Annotated in this window: 16 protein-coding genes; 6 read left to right on the plus strand and 10 right to left on the minus strand. The window is 67.8% G+C overall.

The window, feature by feature from the left end; all coding sequences use genetic code 11:
* Positions 1–10 precede the first annotated feature (10 nt).
* From ACYQ1K_RS19915 to ACYQ1K_RS19930, 4 genes are all read right to left on the minus strand, one after another.
* Positions 11–190 carry a hypothetical protein gene (locus tag ACYQ1K_RS19915; RefSeq protein WP_459984999.1) on the minus strand — a complete coding sequence of 60 codons (180 nt, stop codon included), beginning with the start codon at positions 188–190 and terminating at the stop codon, positions 11–13.
* Between the two features lie 152 nt (positions 191–342).
* Positions 343–1,593, minus strand: a complete 1,251-nt coding sequence (gene ccrA, locus ACYQ1K_RS19920) for a crotonyl-CoA carboxylase/reductase (protein ID WP_459985000.1) — start codon at positions 1,591–1,593, stop codon at positions 343–345.
* A 160-nt stretch (positions 1,594–1,753) separates the two neighbouring features.
* On the minus strand, positions 1,754–3,076 hold the full coding sequence (locus ACYQ1K_RS19925) for an MFS transporter (RefSeq protein WP_459985001.1): 1,323 nt from the start codon (positions 3,074–3,076) through the stop codon (positions 1,754–1,756).
* Positions 3,077–3,078: 2 nt separating this feature from the next.
* Positions 3,079–3,930 carry an enoyl-CoA hydratase/isomerase family protein gene (locus ACYQ1K_RS19930; RefSeq protein ID WP_459985002.1) on the minus strand — a complete coding sequence of 284 codons (852 nt, stop codon included), beginning with the start codon at positions 3,928–3,930 and terminating at the stop codon, positions 3,079–3,081.
* Between the two features lie 171 nt (positions 3,931–4,101).
* On the opposite strand from ACYQ1K_RS19930, the gene ACYQ1K_RS19935 reads away from it, so the two are divergent.
* Positions 4,102–5,352, plus strand: a complete 1,251-nt coding sequence (locus ACYQ1K_RS19935; RefSeq protein WP_459985003.1) for a PucR family transcriptional regulator — start codon at positions 4,102–4,104, stop codon at positions 5,350–5,352.
* 45 nt (positions 5,353–5,397) lie between these two features.
* On the opposite strand, the gene ACYQ1K_RS19940 is transcribed toward ACYQ1K_RS19935, so the two are convergent.
* Positions 5,398–5,646: an MBL fold metallo-hydrolase gene (locus ACYQ1K_RS19940; protein ID WP_459985004.1), complete on the minus strand. Its 249-nt coding sequence runs from the start codon at positions 5,644–5,646 to the stop codon at positions 5,398–5,400.
* A 453-nt stretch (positions 5,647–6,099) separates the two neighbouring features.
* Here ACYQ1K_RS19940 and ACYQ1K_RS19945 point away from each other — a divergent pair, with 453 nt between their 5' ends.
* A complete protein-coding gene (locus ACYQ1K_RS19945; protein ID WP_459985005.1) occupies positions 6,100–6,717 on the plus strand; it encodes an MBL fold metallo-hydrolase in 618 nt (205 codons plus the stop codon).
* 77 nt (positions 6,718–6,794) lie between these two features.
* On the opposite strand, the gene ACYQ1K_RS19950 is transcribed toward ACYQ1K_RS19945, so the two are convergent.
* Positions 6,795–8,162: a flavin monoamine oxidase family protein gene (locus tag ACYQ1K_RS19950; RefSeq protein WP_459985015.1), complete on the minus strand. Its 1,368-nt coding sequence runs from the start codon at positions 8,160–8,162 to the stop codon at positions 6,795–6,797.
* An 83-nt stretch (positions 8,163–8,245) separates the two neighbouring features.
* Here ACYQ1K_RS19950 and ACYQ1K_RS19955 point away from each other — a divergent pair, with 83 nt between their 5' ends.
* Positions 8,246–8,851 (plus strand): TetR/AcrR family transcriptional regulator, encoded by a 606-nt coding sequence (locus ACYQ1K_RS19955; RefSeq protein WP_459985006.1) that lies wholly within the window; start codon positions 8,246–8,248, stop codon positions 8,849–8,851.
* A gap of 244 nt (positions 8,852–9,095) precedes the next feature.
* Here ACYQ1K_RS19955 and ACYQ1K_RS19960 read toward each other — a convergent pair whose 3' ends face one another.
* Both ACYQ1K_RS19960 and ACYQ1K_RS19965 read right to left on the minus strand, forming a co-directional pair.
* Positions 9,096–9,302, minus strand: coding sequence for a hypothetical protein (locus ACYQ1K_RS19960; protein WP_459985007.1), 207 nt, complete (start codon positions 9,300–9,302; stop codon positions 9,096–9,098).
* Positions 9,299–9,487 carry an addiction module protein gene (locus ACYQ1K_RS19965; protein ID WP_459985008.1) on the minus strand — a complete coding sequence of 63 codons (189 nt, stop codon included), beginning with the start codon at positions 9,485–9,487 and terminating at the stop codon, positions 9,299–9,301. The genes ACYQ1K_RS19960 and ACYQ1K_RS19965 overlap by 4 nt, the downstream gene beginning before the upstream one ends.
* 254 nt (positions 9,488–9,741) lie before the next feature.
* Here ACYQ1K_RS19965 and ACYQ1K_RS19970 point away from each other — a divergent pair, with 254 nt between their 5' ends.
* Both ACYQ1K_RS19970 and ACYQ1K_RS19975 read left to right on the plus strand, forming a co-directional pair.
* Complete coding sequence (locus ACYQ1K_RS19970) at positions 9,742–9,942, plus strand: hypothetical protein (RefSeq protein WP_459985009.1); 201 nt, start codon at positions 9,742–9,744, stop codon at positions 9,940–9,942.
* Between the two features lie 879 nt (positions 9,943–10,821).
* Positions 10,822–11,868 (plus strand): PP2C family protein-serine/threonine phosphatase, encoded by a 1,047-nt coding sequence (locus ACYQ1K_RS19975; protein WP_459985010.1) that lies wholly within the window; start codon positions 10,822–10,824, stop codon positions 11,866–11,868.
* 400 nt (positions 11,869–12,268) lie between these two features.
* On the opposite strand, the gene ACYQ1K_RS19980 is transcribed toward ACYQ1K_RS19975, so the two are convergent.
* Both ACYQ1K_RS19980 and ACYQ1K_RS19985 read right to left on the minus strand, forming a co-directional pair.
* The gene (locus tag ACYQ1K_RS19980) at positions 12,269–12,538 is read right to left on the minus strand and encodes a hypothetical protein (RefSeq protein WP_459985011.1); all 270 of its coding nucleotides are present in this window, start codon (positions 12,536–12,538) and stop codon (positions 12,269–12,271) included.
* A gap of 381 nt (positions 12,539–12,919) precedes the next feature.
* Positions 12,920–14,644, minus strand: coding sequence for a sialidase family protein (locus ACYQ1K_RS19985; protein WP_459985012.1), 1,725 nt, complete (start codon positions 14,642–14,644; stop codon positions 12,920–12,922).
* Between the two features lie 553 nt (positions 14,645–15,197).
* On the opposite strand from ACYQ1K_RS19985, the gene ACYQ1K_RS19990 reads away from it, so the two are divergent.
* A complete protein-coding gene (locus ACYQ1K_RS19990; protein ID WP_459985013.1) occupies positions 15,198–15,428 on the plus strand; it encodes a DUF2188 domain-containing protein in 231 nt (76 codons plus the stop codon).
* Positions 15,429–15,899: the final 471 nt, after the last annotated feature.

Raw genomic sequence — 15,899 nt, forward strand, 5'->3', positions numbered from 1 at the left:
TCGAGCCCGATCACACCGGTAGTGTCTGCACGTCCCTGATCGTGTTGAGGATCCTTCCGCGCAGGTCGGCGAAGGAAGTGGTCTCGCGGGTCCGGATCTGGTCGCGCTCCGCACCGAGCGGAACGTCGACGACCTCGACCACCCGAGCGACGCGTTCGGACCGGGACATGTCGCGCGCAGCAGTGCTCATCAGATTCCTCATCCTTCTGACAACCGATGACGTACGCGGGCGAGGTGTCAACGCCATCTGGAGCGTCGATTCGGTGGCTCCCGGTGCACCACCGCCGAGCGGTGGTGCACCGGGAGACGACACGTCACACAGCGACTGCTCGCCGATCAGGCCTAGCGGCGTCCAGCCGTGGGGTCCTCGGCGCCGATCAGATGGACGGTGTTGCCGAACACCTCTTCCCCACGACCCATTTGTGCGTGCGAGCGGGGAATGTCGGCGAATGGAAGGACCCGTCCGACCACGGGATCGATCTTCCCTGCGCGCACCAGGTCGTTGTAGGCGTAGGCTTCCGCGTCGTTCGTGCCATGCGAGCCCTGAAGTCGCTTCTGGCGCGTCCAGTGGTAGCGCAGGTCGACCATAGCGTCGAAGCCCGTGGTGCCCGCACAGATGACGACCATGCCACCCGGCTCGCAGAGGAAGATCGACGTCGGGATCGTGGCGGCGCCGGGGTGCTCGAAGACGATGGCGGGATCTTCCCGTCCCCCGGCGATCGCCCACAGATCCTTGCCGAACGCGCGCACGCCGGCGGTCCACGCCTTCTGGCCGGCAGCGTCGTCGACGAGCGGCGGGATGCCCCAGTGGTCGTACTTACGGCGGTCGAGATACCCGATCGCGCCGTACTTCATCGCGTACTCACCGCGGTCGTCACCGGACACGACGGCGACGGGCCGACCACCCGCTGCCCGGACCAGCTGGCAGGCCTGGGTTCCGAGACCCCCGGAGCCGCCCCAGACGAGGACCAGGTCGCCGTCCTGGACGGTGTTGCCCTGCCAGCCGTGGAGCATGCGGTAGGCAGTGGTGCCGACCAGGGTGGGTGCGGCGGCCTCGGCCCAGGAGAGCTTCTCGGCCTTGGGCATCAGCTGGTGGGACTGGACCCGGGCGAACTGGCCGAAGGATCCGTAGTTCGTGTCATATCCCCAGATCCGGGCACTGGGCGCGATCATCTGGTCCTTGCCGGCGGCGATCCACGGGTCATCGCCATCCCACACGCCGGGATGGACGACGACCTCGTCACCGACCTTCCAGTCGGTCACGGCCTCGCCGACGGCGTAGACGATGCCCGAGGCGTCGGAACCACCGACGTGGAAGTCCTCCGGCTCACCACGCCTCTGTCGCGTGGCCACCTGGTCCACGGGGTAGCCGCGTGCCGCCCAGACGTTGTTGTAGTTCACGCCGGCGGCCATGACGGCGACCAGCACCTCGTCCGGGCCGATCCGGGGCGTGGGCACAAGCTCCGGGACAAAGGCCGTGGCGGGGTCGCCGAAACGGTCCTGGCGCACGACCTGCGCGTGCATGCGCTCGGGTACGACGCCGAGCGGGGGAAGGGAACCGATGTCGACCGGTGCGGCACCGCGGGTGATCACGGATGTCCGCTCCTCATCGCCAACCATCATTCGAACCTCTCTTCTGAGTTTCCCACGCACGTCGCGCAGGAGGTGGTCAACCCCGGCCGTGCAAACGGCCGCGGTTGCTCATCGAGGGTGCCGATCCTGACGGGGCGATCTCTACGGGAAGACTGAGGACTTATCCCAGGAGCGATTGGGATGTCCCTGAACCGGGCCGGGCGGTCAGGTCAGCGCTTTCAGCGTCGCATCGTCGTCGATCGGCTACAACCATGGCGAGGCTCCCCGCGGCCGGCCCGATCGCGAGCACGAGCAGTGCCGTCCGCCACGAGAAGTGCTCGACCATCTGCGGAACCAGCCACAGCGTCACCATCGTTGTCACGTACCCGAAGGCGAGCTGGAGCGAGAGCGCTCCACCCACGTAGTCCGGATCCGCGGTCTCGGTGACCATCGCGGAGAACTGGGCAGAGTCCGCGATCACCCAGAACCCCCAGAAGGCGCACAGGAGGATGGTGAGTGCGAGCGGCAGGGCGGTGTACGTCGCGGCAAGCACCACCGCCGTGCCGCCGGAGCAGACCAGAGCGGTCAGGGCCGCGCGCGGACGACCCCATCGGTCGCCGAGCACGCCACCCAGCAGGCAGCCGGCCGCGCCGGTGCCGATGCACACGAAGGCCAGCAGCGCCGCCAGGCTGTCGCCGTCCGGGCGCTGCGCGACGGACGGCAGGGCGGCGATGAAGACGCCGACGCCGGCCCACATCGCGTAGAGCTCCCACATATGCCCGACATAGCCCAGGTTGGCGAGCATGACGTCCGGGTTCCGCATCGACCGGAAGCCGGCGGCAAGGCTGACCGGGCGGCGAGGGAAGGGGGAGGGCCCCTCACCACGGACGGCGCAGACGACGAGCCCGCCGGCAGCGGAGAGGAGGCTCGTCGTCGCGATGACCACGCGCCAGTCGACACCGCCCGCCGCACCCACCAGGTGCGGGAGCGCCGAGCCCACCGTGAGGGCGCCGATCATCACGCCGAGCGCTTTCCCCCGGCTCTGCAGGAACCACGTCGAGACCTCCTTGAGCGCGGGTGGGTAGACGCCCGCGAGAAAGACCCCGGTCAGGACCCGGAGCGGCAGCGCCCACACCACACCGTCGCAGAAGAGCAGGCCTGCATTGCAGACTGCCGCGCCCAGGCCACCGATGCACATGAGTACGCGTCCCGGCACCGCATCGACGATCCCCGTCGCCGCCGAGAGTACGGCTCCAAGCACGAATCCGAGCTGCACGGCGATGGTCAGCGCCGAGGTCTCCGCCGCACCGAGACCCCACTCCACCCTGAGCTGGGGCACGACGAACGTCGCCGAGAACCAGGCACTCATCGAGAGCAGGGTGCTGGTGGCGATCAACCCGACCGCAACGACTGGCCGCGTGGCGGCCGCCGACCCCCGCCCGCGCGTCTGCGCACTCAGGCCGCGCTCACCGCTCGCTGGCAGAAACCCGGGCACACGGGACATCCTCAGACCTGCCCGGACAGCTGCGCCGAGACGGCATCGTCCAAGCGATCTTGGAGATTCCGCGGGTGATCCGGGTAGGCCGCAGCGCGCTTCTCCAGGAAGGAGGCCACGCCTTCCTGTCCGTCGGGCAGCGGTCGCACCACGGCAGCGAGCGTCGGCTCGATGCTCTGGCCGACGTCGGGGCCGTGGCTCTGGGTGACCCTGAGACCGGTCTTGATGGCACGCACCACGGCCGGCGAAGCCATCGAGATCTGCTTCCCCATCTCGACGGCACGGTCGACAGTGTCGGCCGGATCGCAGATCGCAGCCACGAACTGGCACGCCAGCGCCTCCTCGGCATTCATAGGCGCTGCCGTCGCCAGCAACTTGAACGCCGTGGGATAGGTGAGGACGTCGAGGATCCGACTCAGCTGGCCGCCCACGGGAACCAGACCGATCTTGGCGCCGATGGCGCAGAAGCGGGCGTTGCGCCCTGCGATCCGCAGGTCGCAGTTTAGGGCGAGGATGAACCCCGCGGCGTACGCGTTGCCGTTGATCGCGCCGATGACGGGAGTGCCCAGCAGCGGCGGGGTAGTGAACGCCGCGTTGGCGACAGGATCGCCCGCGGTCTCGGGATCCTCCAGCACCTCGGCGAGGTCATGGCCAGACGAGAAGGAGGCGGTGCCGGCGCCGGTGACCACGATGCAGCGCACGGCAGGATCCGCGTCCGCGTTCAGGAGCAGCTCCCTGAGACGGGTCGCCATGTCGCCGCTGAACGCGTTGCGCTTGGTCTCGTTCGAGATGGTCAGGACGCGGACCGGCCCGTCGTCGTACGCATCGACCGTCGGGACGGTGACCGGTTCTACGGTTGTCATGTTCAAGTCACTCCAGTTGCGGCGCGGCGGGTACCGCTCGGTACTGTCAGGACGTGATCGTGCCCACTTGCCGCTGGCGCCTGCTAGCGCAAGTCCGACAACTTCCGATGCCATCCCTTGCGTACTTCCTGAACCTGCGTCGAACCGACCTCGCGGAAGGAGTGCCATCCCATGGATGAGGGCAACGCCTCCGTCCGCCTGCCCACCACGCCACTGTCTGCCGACGCGCGACGTCTGGCGGAGCGCCTGTGGCACCGTCGTGAGGAACTCGCCGGCTCGATCGTCGCCGATGTCCGGCGGGAGGTCGTCGACTACAGCGGCCTCGGAAGACTGACGCTCTCCGATGACATCGTCGCGACGGCGCTGCTCACGATCACCGATCTCCTCGAAGGCCTGCTCGAGGAAGACGCCGGCATGCGGCCGAGCGTCGAGGCCATTCGGCGCAGCGCCTCTCGACGGGTCCACCAGGGGGTGAGCCTGCCGTCCCTGCTGCACAGCTACCGGATCTGGGGTGCGAAGGTCTGGCAGGCGATACTCGACGAGGCTGCCGGCGACCCGGCGCTGCAGAAGGGGGCGCTCGAGCTCGTCACGCCGATCTTTGCCTACGTCGACCTGCTGTCGATCACGCTGGCGCAAGTCTACGTGGAGGAGTCAGCGGGGGCCTTCCGAGGGCGCGACGTGTTGCGCAGCGACCTGCTCGAGAGCCTGCTGCTCGGCAGGGCTGTCTCAGACCGAGCACGGGTGGAGCTCGCGCGGCTGAACCTGTCGGCCGAGAGCCGAGTCGGCGTGGTGCTCGTCCGCCTCACCGAGGTTCCGTCGGAGTTGATGCGCAGCGAGTCCCTGAAGGCGTTGCAGACCTTCCGGGACCTTCTCGCCGCCGACGCCAAGATCCTGCTGGGCGTACGCGACAGCGATGTGCTGTGCCTGGTCCGACTGGCCAGCAGCATGGAGATCGACCGCCTGGTCGAGGCGGCGCACGAGCTCGCCTCCCGCAACCCTCTCTGGCGGGTCTGCGTGGGGCGGCCGCACGAGGGCCTGGACGGCATTCCCCGCTCCTTCCGCGAGGCCCAGGACGCCGCCGCGGTCGCTGCGGCGCAGAGTCGGCGAGGACGCGCCGTCCTCTTCTCCGAGGTGATCCTCGACCGGATCCTTATCCACAGCGAATACGCCGAGGAGCTGCTCGAGGAGACGATGCGGCCGCTGGTTGCCTATGACGAGCGGCACGCGGCGGATCTGGTGCCGACACTTCGGGCGTATGTGCGCAACGACCTCAACATGACCCGCACGGCCAAGGATCTCCACGTCAATCCGAACACGGTCGCTTACCGGCTCAAGCGGATCGCGATGCTCACCGGCTACGACCCGACCAACTCGAGCGGGATGGTGACGCTCGCGCTGGCGCTGCGGCTCCTGGACGGGTGATCGACCAGGAGATCCCCCGCTCGGCAGGCGATCTCTGACGGGAGGTCAGACCTCTAGGATGAGGGTCTCACCGGCCCGCACGGGCGTGAAGAGATCACCGAGACCGTCCGCCTCGAAAGCCGCCTGCATGGAGTCGGTGCCCTCGGTGAAGTGCCGCCACCCCTCGGTGTGCCATGGCACCACCTTCTTCGCTCCGACCAGTCGAGCGACCTCGACCATGCCCTCGTTCGACATCGTGATCATCTCCCCGTCGAGCACGTCGGCGAAGCGTGCGCCATCGCCGTACATGACCACGATGTCGACAGGAGCGATCCGCGAGGCGATCTCCTTAGAGACGTCGAGTGAGTAGCTATCGCCGGTGAGGTAGACGGTCGGCGCACCGGCGCCTCGAGCGCGTCGGGGTAGGTCTCGGCCTCTTGTCGAGGTTCGAGCGGATGCGCAGCTTGAACCGCTCGCGGATGCCGCCGTACATCCGCTCGTAGCGGGTTGTGGCTGAGCTTGCACACGCCAGGTGGAACTCATACTCGTCATCGAGATACTTGCCGAGATCACGAGGCCGAGCGTCTCCCAAGATGAGCCCGGCGATGGTCCAAGTTTAGAACTTTCCGCTCGCGCCGGGACGCCGTTGAATGGCTTCATCCTGATGCTGACGTGCACCCCGCGGGGTGACCCGTGCGCCGCGGGGCGGGATCGACACGCTCGCCCCGCGACAGGCCGGACCGCCCCGCTTTCTTGAAGGAGTTCCACATGGATGACATCACCCTCCCCGACACCGCGGTGGACGACTGGGGTGTGCTGAGCGATGGCTACGCGCCCTGGCCTCTCGGTGGATTGGGAGAGACCGGCAGCGTCGCGTCGACGGTCTCGTTCGTCCGCAGCGGTGACCAGCGGATCATCCACGACCCAGGTCTGATCCGCAGCCGCTCGGCTGTCCTCGGGCCCCTCACCGATCGCGGGTTCTCCGCGGCGGAGGTGACCGACGTGGTGATCAGCCATCACCACCCTGACCACGCCCTCAACATCGCCCTGTTCGAGAACGCCCGTACGCATGACGTGTGGGGTATCTACAAGGACGATCAGTGGTACAGCCGGATGGCCGACGGCGCCGACGTCGCGCCCGGGGTGAAGCTCATCCAGACCCCGGGGCATACCGAGCAGGACATCACCACGCTCGTTCTCACCAAGGACGGCCCCGTCGTCTTCACCCACCTGTGGTGGACCGCCACGGTCCCGGAGGAGGACCCCTTCGCGGTCAACGCAGACCTGCTCCACGCCCACCGCGAGCGCATCGTGGGACTGGAGCCGATCCTCATCGTGCCCGGCCACGGGCCGGCCTTCGAGCCCACCAGCAGCACGCCACGCTAGCCCCGGACCGACGAGATCCGGCCAGCCTCCCGGGGAGGCTGGCCGGATGTCATTTGCGGGCCGGTGATCGCCGAGCGCTACGAGGAGAGGCTTCCGAGCACCTCCGCAGCCGCTCGGTGACCCGAACGGACAGCGCCCTCCATGTAGCCGTTCCAGACGTCTGCCGACTCGGCGCCCGCCCAGTGGATCCTTCCGACCGACTGCGCGAGGGCCGGGCCGAAGCTGGTCCACGCACCGGCCCCGAGGCGTCCTCCGTAGCAGCCCCGGGTGAACTCCTCGGCCATCCAGTCCTGCTCGACGTAGTCGATGGGCTCGGCCGCCTCCGGGCCGAAGAAGCGGATGAGGGTCTCGACGGCCAGCTTCTTGCGCCGCTCCGGGGTCAGGTCGGCCACCTCGCGGGCTTCAGCCCCCTCGAAGAAGCCGACGATCACCCCGCACGAGCCGTCGGCCGGGGAGTTATCGAGCGTGACGCTGAGCCCGCCGTTGTCGAGGTTGCTGGCGAGCCCGTTCAGACCGGCCTTGCGCCAGAACGGCGTCGGGTAGGCGATCTGCACCTTGATGACCGAGCCCATCGGCATCTGCTGGGTCAGCGCATCACGTTGCGTCGGCAGTCCGGGTTCGTAGCGAAGCCGGCCCGCCAGGGCAGGCGGAATCGTCACGATGACCCTCCGAGCGGTCACGTCTCCACCGTCGGCGTGCACATGAACGTGTTCGTCGTTCTGCACGATCCGAGTGACGCGCCTGCCGAGCCGGACGACCTCACCGAGACCCTCGGCCAGTCGCTCGGAGATCTGGTGGGTGCCGCCGACAACTCGCCGCTCCTGCGCGCCGCGGGTTGTGCTGATGAGCAGCTCCAGGCTCGTGTTCGACTTGACGTAGAAGAGGAAGTGGAGCAGTGAGAGCTCGGACGGCTCGGCGGCGAAGACGCCACGCACCAGCGCCTGCCAGTAGGCGACGGCCTCGGGCTCGGTGGTGTTCGAACGCACCCACTCGGCGAAGGTCATGGCGTCCAAGGCGGCAGCCCGCTCGGTGAGCCAGGGTGCCGAGAGCGAGATGGTCGATGCCAACTCCGTGAGGAGTCCAGTCATGCGCTCGACCTCAGGAGCGACATTAAGCGTCAGTCCGAGCTGGCTCACCTCGCTGGCCCGCGTCACCTGACCGCGATAGAGCGTCAGAGCAACGCCATCGTCATAGCTCGGGAACGTCTCCAAGCCCAGATCACCGACGAGCTTGAGCACCTCAGTGTGCGCCTCCGCGATCCACTGACCGCCCATCTCGACAGGAACGCCGCTCTCCAGATGGCCACCCAAGTTCCGGCCAGCAACGCGGTCCCTGGCCTCCAGCACGATCACCTTCTGGCCTGCTGCCACGAGGTTCCGGGCGGCCGTGAGTCCAGCCAGTCCGGCACCTACTACTACGACATCGCAATCCATCTCGTCCTCAATCTCGGTCGGTTGTCCGACTTACGTTAGGTGGATCACGTTGCGCGTGCAAGAGTTCTCCGGCATTCAAAGAGAGAAGGAGTTCCGTGGCTTACGTCAGAGCAGCCGAGCGCGAGGAGCAGATCGTCGCCGCGACCCTCCGAGTCCTGCGGGCGACCGGGGTCGCGGGGCTGACCTTGCGAGCCGTGGCGGCCGAAGCGGGCATCGTTCTGGGCACATTGCACTACGTGTTCCCGACCAAGGAGCGCCTCCTGCGCTCGGTGATCGACACCGTCATCCGCGACCTCACTGTCGTAATGCGCGCGGACGTGGATCTCGATCGCGGTTTCGAGCACGCGTTACGCCAATCGATGATGAACTACTGGCGCCACCTGGTGGAATCGGACACCAGCGGTCAGATCATGCAATACGAGCTCACGACGTACTCGCTGCGGTCAGAGACAGCACTGGCTCGTTTGCAGTACGACTCGTATGTGTCAGTCGCGAGCGACCTGTTCGAGCAAGCAGCCGCCGCCGCGAGCGAGGAATGCGCGATCGGGTTTGACGAGTTGGCGCGGCTGTCTGTGGCCGGTGCGGACGGGCTCATCCTGCAATACCTCGCCCATCCCGATCACGAACGCGCGATGACGGACCTCGATCGACTCGTCACGATGCTGTGCTCGCTCGCCGCCCCCCATCGGGTCGGCGCATAGCGGGGCAACGTCGCCAGCAACAGCGGGCTTCTGGGAACAGCTCCTGATGTCGCCGACCAGTCCGCGGTCGACCACGGCCACGGACTGACTGGGGACTTGGGATGGGCCTGGCCGACGACATCGAGCAGATGGCGTTGTCAGGACACAGTGGTCATGCGTTCGCTCTCCTTGTAGATCGGGGGCAGCGCGAGCTCGGCATTCATCCGGAATCACTGGACTTCGACTCGACCAGACAGGGAATCCGCTAACGCCCCCTTGAGCGCACGACAGGCTCCCGCTCCCAACCCGGCCAGACCGCCCACGACGCCGGCGAATCGACCGCTGCATCGATCCCCGCCCGCACGGCAACCTCGAACTTCTCACCCAGGCCGACCCCATGCTCGTCGTACCAGTCGACAGCCGCAACAAACTCGGCACGAGCTTCCGGATGGAAGTCGAAGGCGAGGGTCATGCGCGGCGTTCAGCTCGCCGCTGCGCCAGCTCCGCGAAGACCTGATCCCCCGGGATCGACTCGACCGTGCCGCTGAGGATGTCGTCCACTCGAGTCGAGATCTCGTCAGTCCACACCTGATCGACCGTCTCCCGATCCGTCACCTCCAGTGAGTTCAGAAGCCGGAGTGCCACGTCCTTTCGCACGGTAGGCACTCCTGCATCGAGGACATAGGCAACGGCTTCACTCCGTTGCGGTTCCGGGACGACAGAGCGGACGGCGACCAACCGCGCAGGTTCGCAGCAGGCCGGCCCCGATCCACGAGCACCGACCCATCGACGACCTCGCAGGCTCAGCCGGGGATTCCTGAACCGATACGACGTTGACAGGGACCAAAGACTCTGTCGCCTCCGGCGAAGTGCCACTGCGCGCCGATGGGGGCTCGGCACACGATCAGTGGATGGCATGGTTCTTGCGAGCTATCGAACTCGACGACAGCCACTGGCAGTGCCGCTTTGGTCGTGAGGACCTCGACGTGCACCCGACGCTGTCGGCTGCCGTCCGCCACCTTACCCAGGTCGCGGCCGATCTGGGCTCGGTGGAGTGCTTCGCCCACCATCTCGACGGCCGGGTCGAAGTGGTCGAAGCGGCTGACCCGTGAGCGCCAGGCCGGGACCCGGTGACGTCGGCCTGTTCGGCGCATGCAGCGGTGGGAATGATCAGGCGAGGATGAGACCGCTCGGAGGCGGCATAGTCCCCTCGCGGAGACTCGTCCAGCACCAACCTTAAGGCCCAGGTCGACGCCCTCATCTGCCAGATCGCGATCGACCGCGGAGACATCGACGAACTGCCGCGGCTAGCCGACACCTCAGATCAGCGTTTCCGAGGCCGCCGAAGCCCGTGCCGATGCGACGGAGGCCCAGGCGTTGGCGCGCGAGGTCGCTTCGGCTGGCGCCTCGGACAAGTCCTCTGCACCATGGCAGCGTCGCATGGACCGCCGACGCTGCCCACGCGTGCCATCCGGGGTTCTACTGACGTTCGTCCTCGGCCGTGGGCGCGGGGTACCGTGGCGGCACCGAGTCTTCCTCGTTCACCGCATCAAGCGGCGGCATTCCCGGTGAACCACCCAAGCACGGGACCGATGGAGCCTGCGGCTCGACATTCCCGGGAGAACGGTGCCGCGCATGAACCTCCCGCCGCACGTGAACGCGCTGTCTGACGGCTCCGGCTTCGACCGGCTGATGGTCGAGACACACTCCCGAGACGCGGGTCCCGCCCTAGGACAGGCGACTGTGCAGCGACTCGGGCGGGTCTGCTGATGAGCATGCTTACTCGTCGAGATGTCCGACCAGTACCGTCGGCAGCAAGCCCGCTCCGGGACAAGTTCCACCTTGGCCGTGGGCGCCCGTCAGGCACGGTAAGCCCAGGTCTTTCCCCGATGCGGCGGCGTGCCGACGACCAGCCGTCGCGTAGCCCCAGGACGGGCCCGGAGGCGAAGGTCGACAGGACACGCGTTCCTGCCGCGCGGACGGTGACGGTCTTGGCCGTTGCCTGGCTGGCCGTGGTGGTCGTCGCGGACCTGCTTCTCGCCCCTCACATCGTTCCCGACCCGCTGTTCGCGGTCTCACCCCTCATCGCATGCTCGGTCCTGGGGCCGCGCGCCACCGCTGCGTTCGGTGGAGCCGCGGTTGCGCTCGTGATCGCGTCGGGCTTGTGGAACGAGACGTGGAGCACCCCGCAGCAGTCGATCCGACTCATCGATGTCATCGTGATCAGCTTGGCCGCGGTCTGGCTTGCCGCAGTTCAGGTACGTCGCGAGCAGCACACCCAGCGCTTGGTCGCGATCGCTGAGACAGCTCAACGGGTCATCCTGCCCACGATCCCCACTCGCGTCGACACCTTGGTCACGGCCACCCGCTACGTCTCGGCGGCGCAGGATGCTGTCGTCGGCGGTGATCTCTATGACTACTCGCTCACTCCCCGGCACACTCGCTTCATCGTCGGGGATGTGCGGGGCAGCGGTCTTCCGGCCGTGGAACAGGCTGCGCGCACCATCCGGGCCTTCCGGCAGAGCGCAGCCTCGGATCAGCCACTCGCTGAGGTCGCTACGGAGATGGACGCCTACATGAGCCAGTTCCTGCCCGAGGGCGAGTACGTCACGGTCCTCCTGATCGAAGCGACCACGCCAGGGACCATCACGCTGGTCAGCTGCGGGCATCCACCGCCGCTGCTCGTACGCCGGGACAAGAGTGCCACCTTCCTGGAGTCACCGCACTCGATGCCTCTCGGGTTGCCTCGCCTGTTCGACACGAGTCCCCGCCCCCAGTCGAGCACGTTCACGTGGGAGCCGGGAGACCGGCTGCTGCTCTACACCGACGGGCTCAGCGAAGCTCGTGACGCCTCCCGCACCTTCTTGCCGCTGCTCGACCTAGCGCCTCAGCTACAGGTCGGCGACGTCGAGACCGCTCTCGACGACCTGCTCGGCCAGGTTCGTTCCCACATCCCGCACGGCGCGATGCGCGACGACCTCGCCGTCGTCCTCCTCGAAGAAGCACCCATAGAGCGCACTGCCTACTCACGTCATTAGCCGGACGTCGTTCCTTGTGCTCATCAGCGCCCGGAAGCAGAGTCGCCCAGACAGTGAAGGCGCCCCCCCGGGACGTGCGAGGCGGCACCCGGATGTCTGCCTCTGAGACACGCTTAGGGACCTGCGCCTATCCGGGTCGCGGCGCCCAGAGTGCTTGTATAGGAGACCCCTCTTCCGCCGCCCAGGGGGCCGCTCGTGCCTGGCGTGAGGCTCCCAGTACCGCGGAAGCTCGCAGGGCGGCCAGTCCAGTGCCCCGGGGCGGCGCCCCGGCTCGCCCAGGGGCCGCGCACGCCGCCCGCGCGCGCACCCGCGCAGGTCGGAAGGGCGGGGAGGCACCGGGGCCCGAGCGCCTAGGAGAACCCCCGGGCAGCAAAGTTGGCGGCCAGGCAGATTTCGCGCGTCACGGCTCCCCTACGTCATCCGGCGGCTCGGCGGCGACCTCAACCCCTGCCTCGGCATCGACCTCCACTTCGGTCAGCCGCTCTTCCGGGCGCTCGCCGGTGACGAGGATGAGGCGCTGCTCGCCGCCGATCTCGACGTTGCCGTAGGCGAATAAGGTGCCGCGCATCGCGCCGCGCTCCAACTCCACCGGTTCATGCGCGATGTCGACCTCGGACACGACCTCGAACTGCTCGACCTCGTGAAACGAGCCGTGCTCACCAAAGCGCACACCGGGTCGGAACTGCTCGCCGGTCCCCGCTCGCCCCACGACCGAGTCAATGGAGATGCGGCGGCTATGAACGCTTGGCTTGAATGCAGCCCACACATCGTCACGGACGCCCTGTGCTGCTCGGGTTGACAGTGCGCCGGTGACAAGATGACTGACCGAGGCGACCTCTCCGTGAGGTTCGCAGCCGACGAGCACGCTGACGTGGCGCCCCCCTAGCTGGCTTGCCGGCTGGGTGAATCAGTTGGTCGGTCCGCGAGGACGGACCTGCTGCCCTGGGGCGTGTGTCGATCGGACCGCGCCTGCACTACGCCGGTCCGCGTGTGGACGACCGGTGTCCAGTGCCCAGCGGTCGGCGGCTGGGCACCGGGCCTCGGCTGGCGCCTAGGGCGCGGAGGTGAACCCGTAGATGTCGGAGTTGCCGAACGTCGCCGGACACAGCTGCTGCACTGCTGGTGCGGTTGCGCTCCGCCCGTCCACGACCGCTTGGCGGTAGGCGTCGATGGCGGGGCAGTCGGCCGCGTCACGGACGTCGTTCCACACGGCCACCCCGTAGGCGCGGCTGGCTGCCGCGTAGACGTAGTCGCCCAGGAACTCCGAGCTGAGCGCGTTCGCGCTGCTGCCGCGTGCGTCGCCCGGTTCGCCGCGGTGCAGTGTGGCGAAGGCGCCCGTCGAGCCGCCGGCCACCGATGCGCCGAGCACCACGCCGACCAGTGTGCGGGGATCGGGTGTCGTTGTGGTCCGGTATGGAGTGGTGAACGCGTTGTAGACGACGTACACCCTCGAGCCGTCCGGGGAGATGGCAGGAGCCGTGTAGAGGCCGCGATCGCCGGCCGTCTCGATCGAGCGCGGCGCCGACCAGGTCGCCCCACGGTTGGTGGACTCGGTGAAGACGACGTGCGGTGCGGCGATCGTGCCGCTGACATACGACATCACAATGCGGTTCGTCGCGTCGGCACCGGTCGGAGCGCCGTTGGCGATGTCGACGCTCGGTGCCGGGGCCAGGTCGCTGCGCGCGCCAGCCACGCCATCGATGGTCGGGCGGCCCTGGGCTGGGTCGAGCAAGCCCGGCTGGGTGACAGGACCTGAGACCGGGCGGGCCCGGCTCCAGGTGCGGCCCCCGTTGTCGGAGGTAGCCATGACCTCGAACGCCTGATGGCCATTCGACGCGGAGCTGCCCACACCGAAGACGTAGGCCCGGCCGCGGCTGTCGGTCCGGACGGTACAGCCGTCGGGCGGGTTGTTTTGGCTGTTGTTGGCCGCGCCGGAGATCTGCTTCAGCGTCCAGGTGCTCCCACCGTCGCGTGAGGAGGCCACCATCAGCGGAGCCGGTGCCGCATTGCCCTTCTCCTGACCACGGAAGCTGGCCCAGCACACGTAGACGTTGCCGAAGAAGGCGCTGCTCGCGGCGTTGTCCGCCCAGATCTGCTCCTTGTCGGAGAACGTGGTGCTTGACTGCCGCGAGATCACGACCGGGTCCATCCACGCGTCGGCGTTCCCGGCGGCGGCCGATCCGACGTCGTCGGTGCGGGAGACCGCGATCGCCTCGAAGCCGCGCAACGCTCCGGAGGAGAATTTCGCCGTCAGGTTCGCGTAGTAGAGCCGCGAGCCGTTGCTCCACGAGAAGCCATGCGGGCCCCGCCGCGGTCCGAACGCCACGGCCGGGTCTCCATCAGAGACCAGCCCGTTCTCGTAGTACTTCGGCAACGTGCCGATCGGACCAACGCTCGGCTTACAGGCCGGGTCAGCATCACCGGGGGCACCCAGACAGGCGCGGGCACTCCAGCCGGTGTAGGTCGGCTGCGTCCAGGTGTGTCCGCTGTCGAAGGAGAAGTAGACCCCAGACACGCCCACGCCGGGGGTGAACGGACAGGTGTTGTCGGTGCCGGCGTTGCAGGCCTCCATGTCGATCTCGTCGTTCGCCCCCGCCACCGCGATCTCTGGATGAGCCGCGTCGATGGCGACCGTCGGTTCGTTCTGCTTGTTCTGGGAGAACGGACTCGCGGGGCTCCCCACGGGGACCGGGGCATCGCCCGTGGTCTGGCCGACAGCCGCGGGCGCCAGCCCGGTGACGGCCGACGCCGTCGCAGCGACAAGTGTGCCAACCACCCAACTTCGAAGCATCGTCGCTCCCTTCCTCTGGGCCCCGCCTCTGCCGGGGCGACGCGGCAAAACTGCGGTGGTTGGGGGCTGGTGCAACGTGTGCTTCGGCGCTGCGCCAGCACCGCCGCCCACGATCATGCGCGTCACTCACCAACCGGCGCAAGCCTCTGACCCGCCCCCATTGCGGTGATGCCCCCCGCGCCGAACCCCAGACCGTTCGAAGCACCTTTTCGATGCACCAGCTGGCATCTGACGCTGTTCTTCCTGCCGGCCTTCCTGCCGGTACGTCACGCCGGGAGTGCGTCATTTCAGCTGCTTGTCACCCTCGTCTCGACCTTCGAGCGCGGTGGAGGCCCAGGCCGCGATCCCGGCCGGAAGCTCTTGGTCACCCATCTGGACTCGCGCGGACCGCGGAACGATCAGGACGGGCCAATCGCCGCTGATGGCGGAAGGTGTCCCGTGCCGGGTTCAGTAGGGGAGCTCATGGGCGGCGGCCTGTTTGGGTACCGCCGTTCTCCAGGTCGCCGACCGGGAGAGCCCGGCAACACGACGAAGGGGGATGGCCGTGCCTCGAGGTGATGTCGAGACCTACCACTCTGGCGGGAAGTGGTTCAACCGGATCGAGGGTGGCGAAGATCTGCCCGGCAGCTACGACAGCAAGGACGAAGCCGTCTGTGCCGGCCACAAGATTGCCAGGGAACGGGGAGTTGAGCACATCATCCGCAGCCTGGACGGCCGCATCGGTGAACGTGACTCCTTCGGTCATGACCCCCGCAGCATCCGCGGCTGAACAGTTCCACTGGCTCGCGAACTGACTCTCACGCGGTGTCGGTCCTGTGACAACGGCGTCCGAGCCTGTTGCACTCCGGCTCCGACCCCGTGCTCGAGTGCGGTGGCGCCTGTCACCACGGCGCCGACCGTCCGTCCGAGGGGGCTAAATGGCGGGTCGGAGCCCTCTACGGTAGTGCGTAGAGCGCGAGCCGTACCCACCTGATGTGCGCACGTGGAACTCCGGGCGGTCGGTCACTTCCAAGAGCCCGGACCGTGAGCGCGAGCCGATTCAGACTGTCCGGGCGCTCTGATGGACCACAGGACCAGCTGGCCCCTGTCAATGGCCAAGTTGCGGTCCCCGCTGGTGGCCAACTAAAAGTCCCCACCCCTCGCTGAGTTTCAGCTGGTTTTGAGTCGTGTTTCTCCCTTCGCTCGGGCTTGCTTCATTCGGTAGGAGTCGCCGTCGGTGACGACGGTGTTGCAGTGGTGC

This window comes from Nocardioides sp. AN3, assembly GCF_054653495.1.

What these genes read in the sequence shown, in the direction of transcription:
- ACYQ1K_RS19915 (WP_459984999.1), bottom strand. Translation starts at nt 190, where the DNA reads ATGAGCACTGCTGCGCGCGACATGTCCCGGTCCGAACGCGTCGCTCGG.
- ACYQ1K_RS19925 (WP_459985001.1), bottom strand. Translation starts at nt 3,076, where the DNA reads ATGTCCCGTGTGCCCGGGTTTCTGCCAGCGAGCGGTGAGCGCGGCCTG.
- ACYQ1K_RS19930 (WP_459985002.1), bottom strand. Translation starts at nt 3,930, where the DNA reads ATGACAACCGTAGAACCGGTCACCGTCCCGACGGTCGATGCGTACGAC.
- ACYQ1K_RS19935 (WP_459985003.1), top strand. Translation starts at nt 4,102, where the DNA reads ATGGATGAGGGCAACGCCTCCGTCCGCCTGCCCACCACGCCACTGTCT.
- ACYQ1K_RS19945 (WP_459985005.1), top strand. Translation starts at nt 6,100, where the DNA reads ATGGATGACATCACCCTCCCCGACACCGCGGTGGACGACTGGGGTGTG.
- ACYQ1K_RS19960 (WP_459985007.1), bottom strand. Translation starts at nt 9,302, where the DNA reads ATGACCCTCGCCTTCGACTTCCATCCGGAAGCTCGTGCCGAGTTTGTT.
- ACYQ1K_RS19970 (WP_459985009.1), top strand. Translation starts at nt 9,742, where the DNA reads ATGGCATGGTTCTTGCGAGCTATCGAACTCGACGACAGCCACTGGCAG.
- ACYQ1K_RS19990 (WP_459985013.1), top strand. Translation starts at nt 15,198, where the DNA reads ATGGCCGTGCCTCGAGGTGATGTCGAGACCTACCACTCTGGCGGGAAG.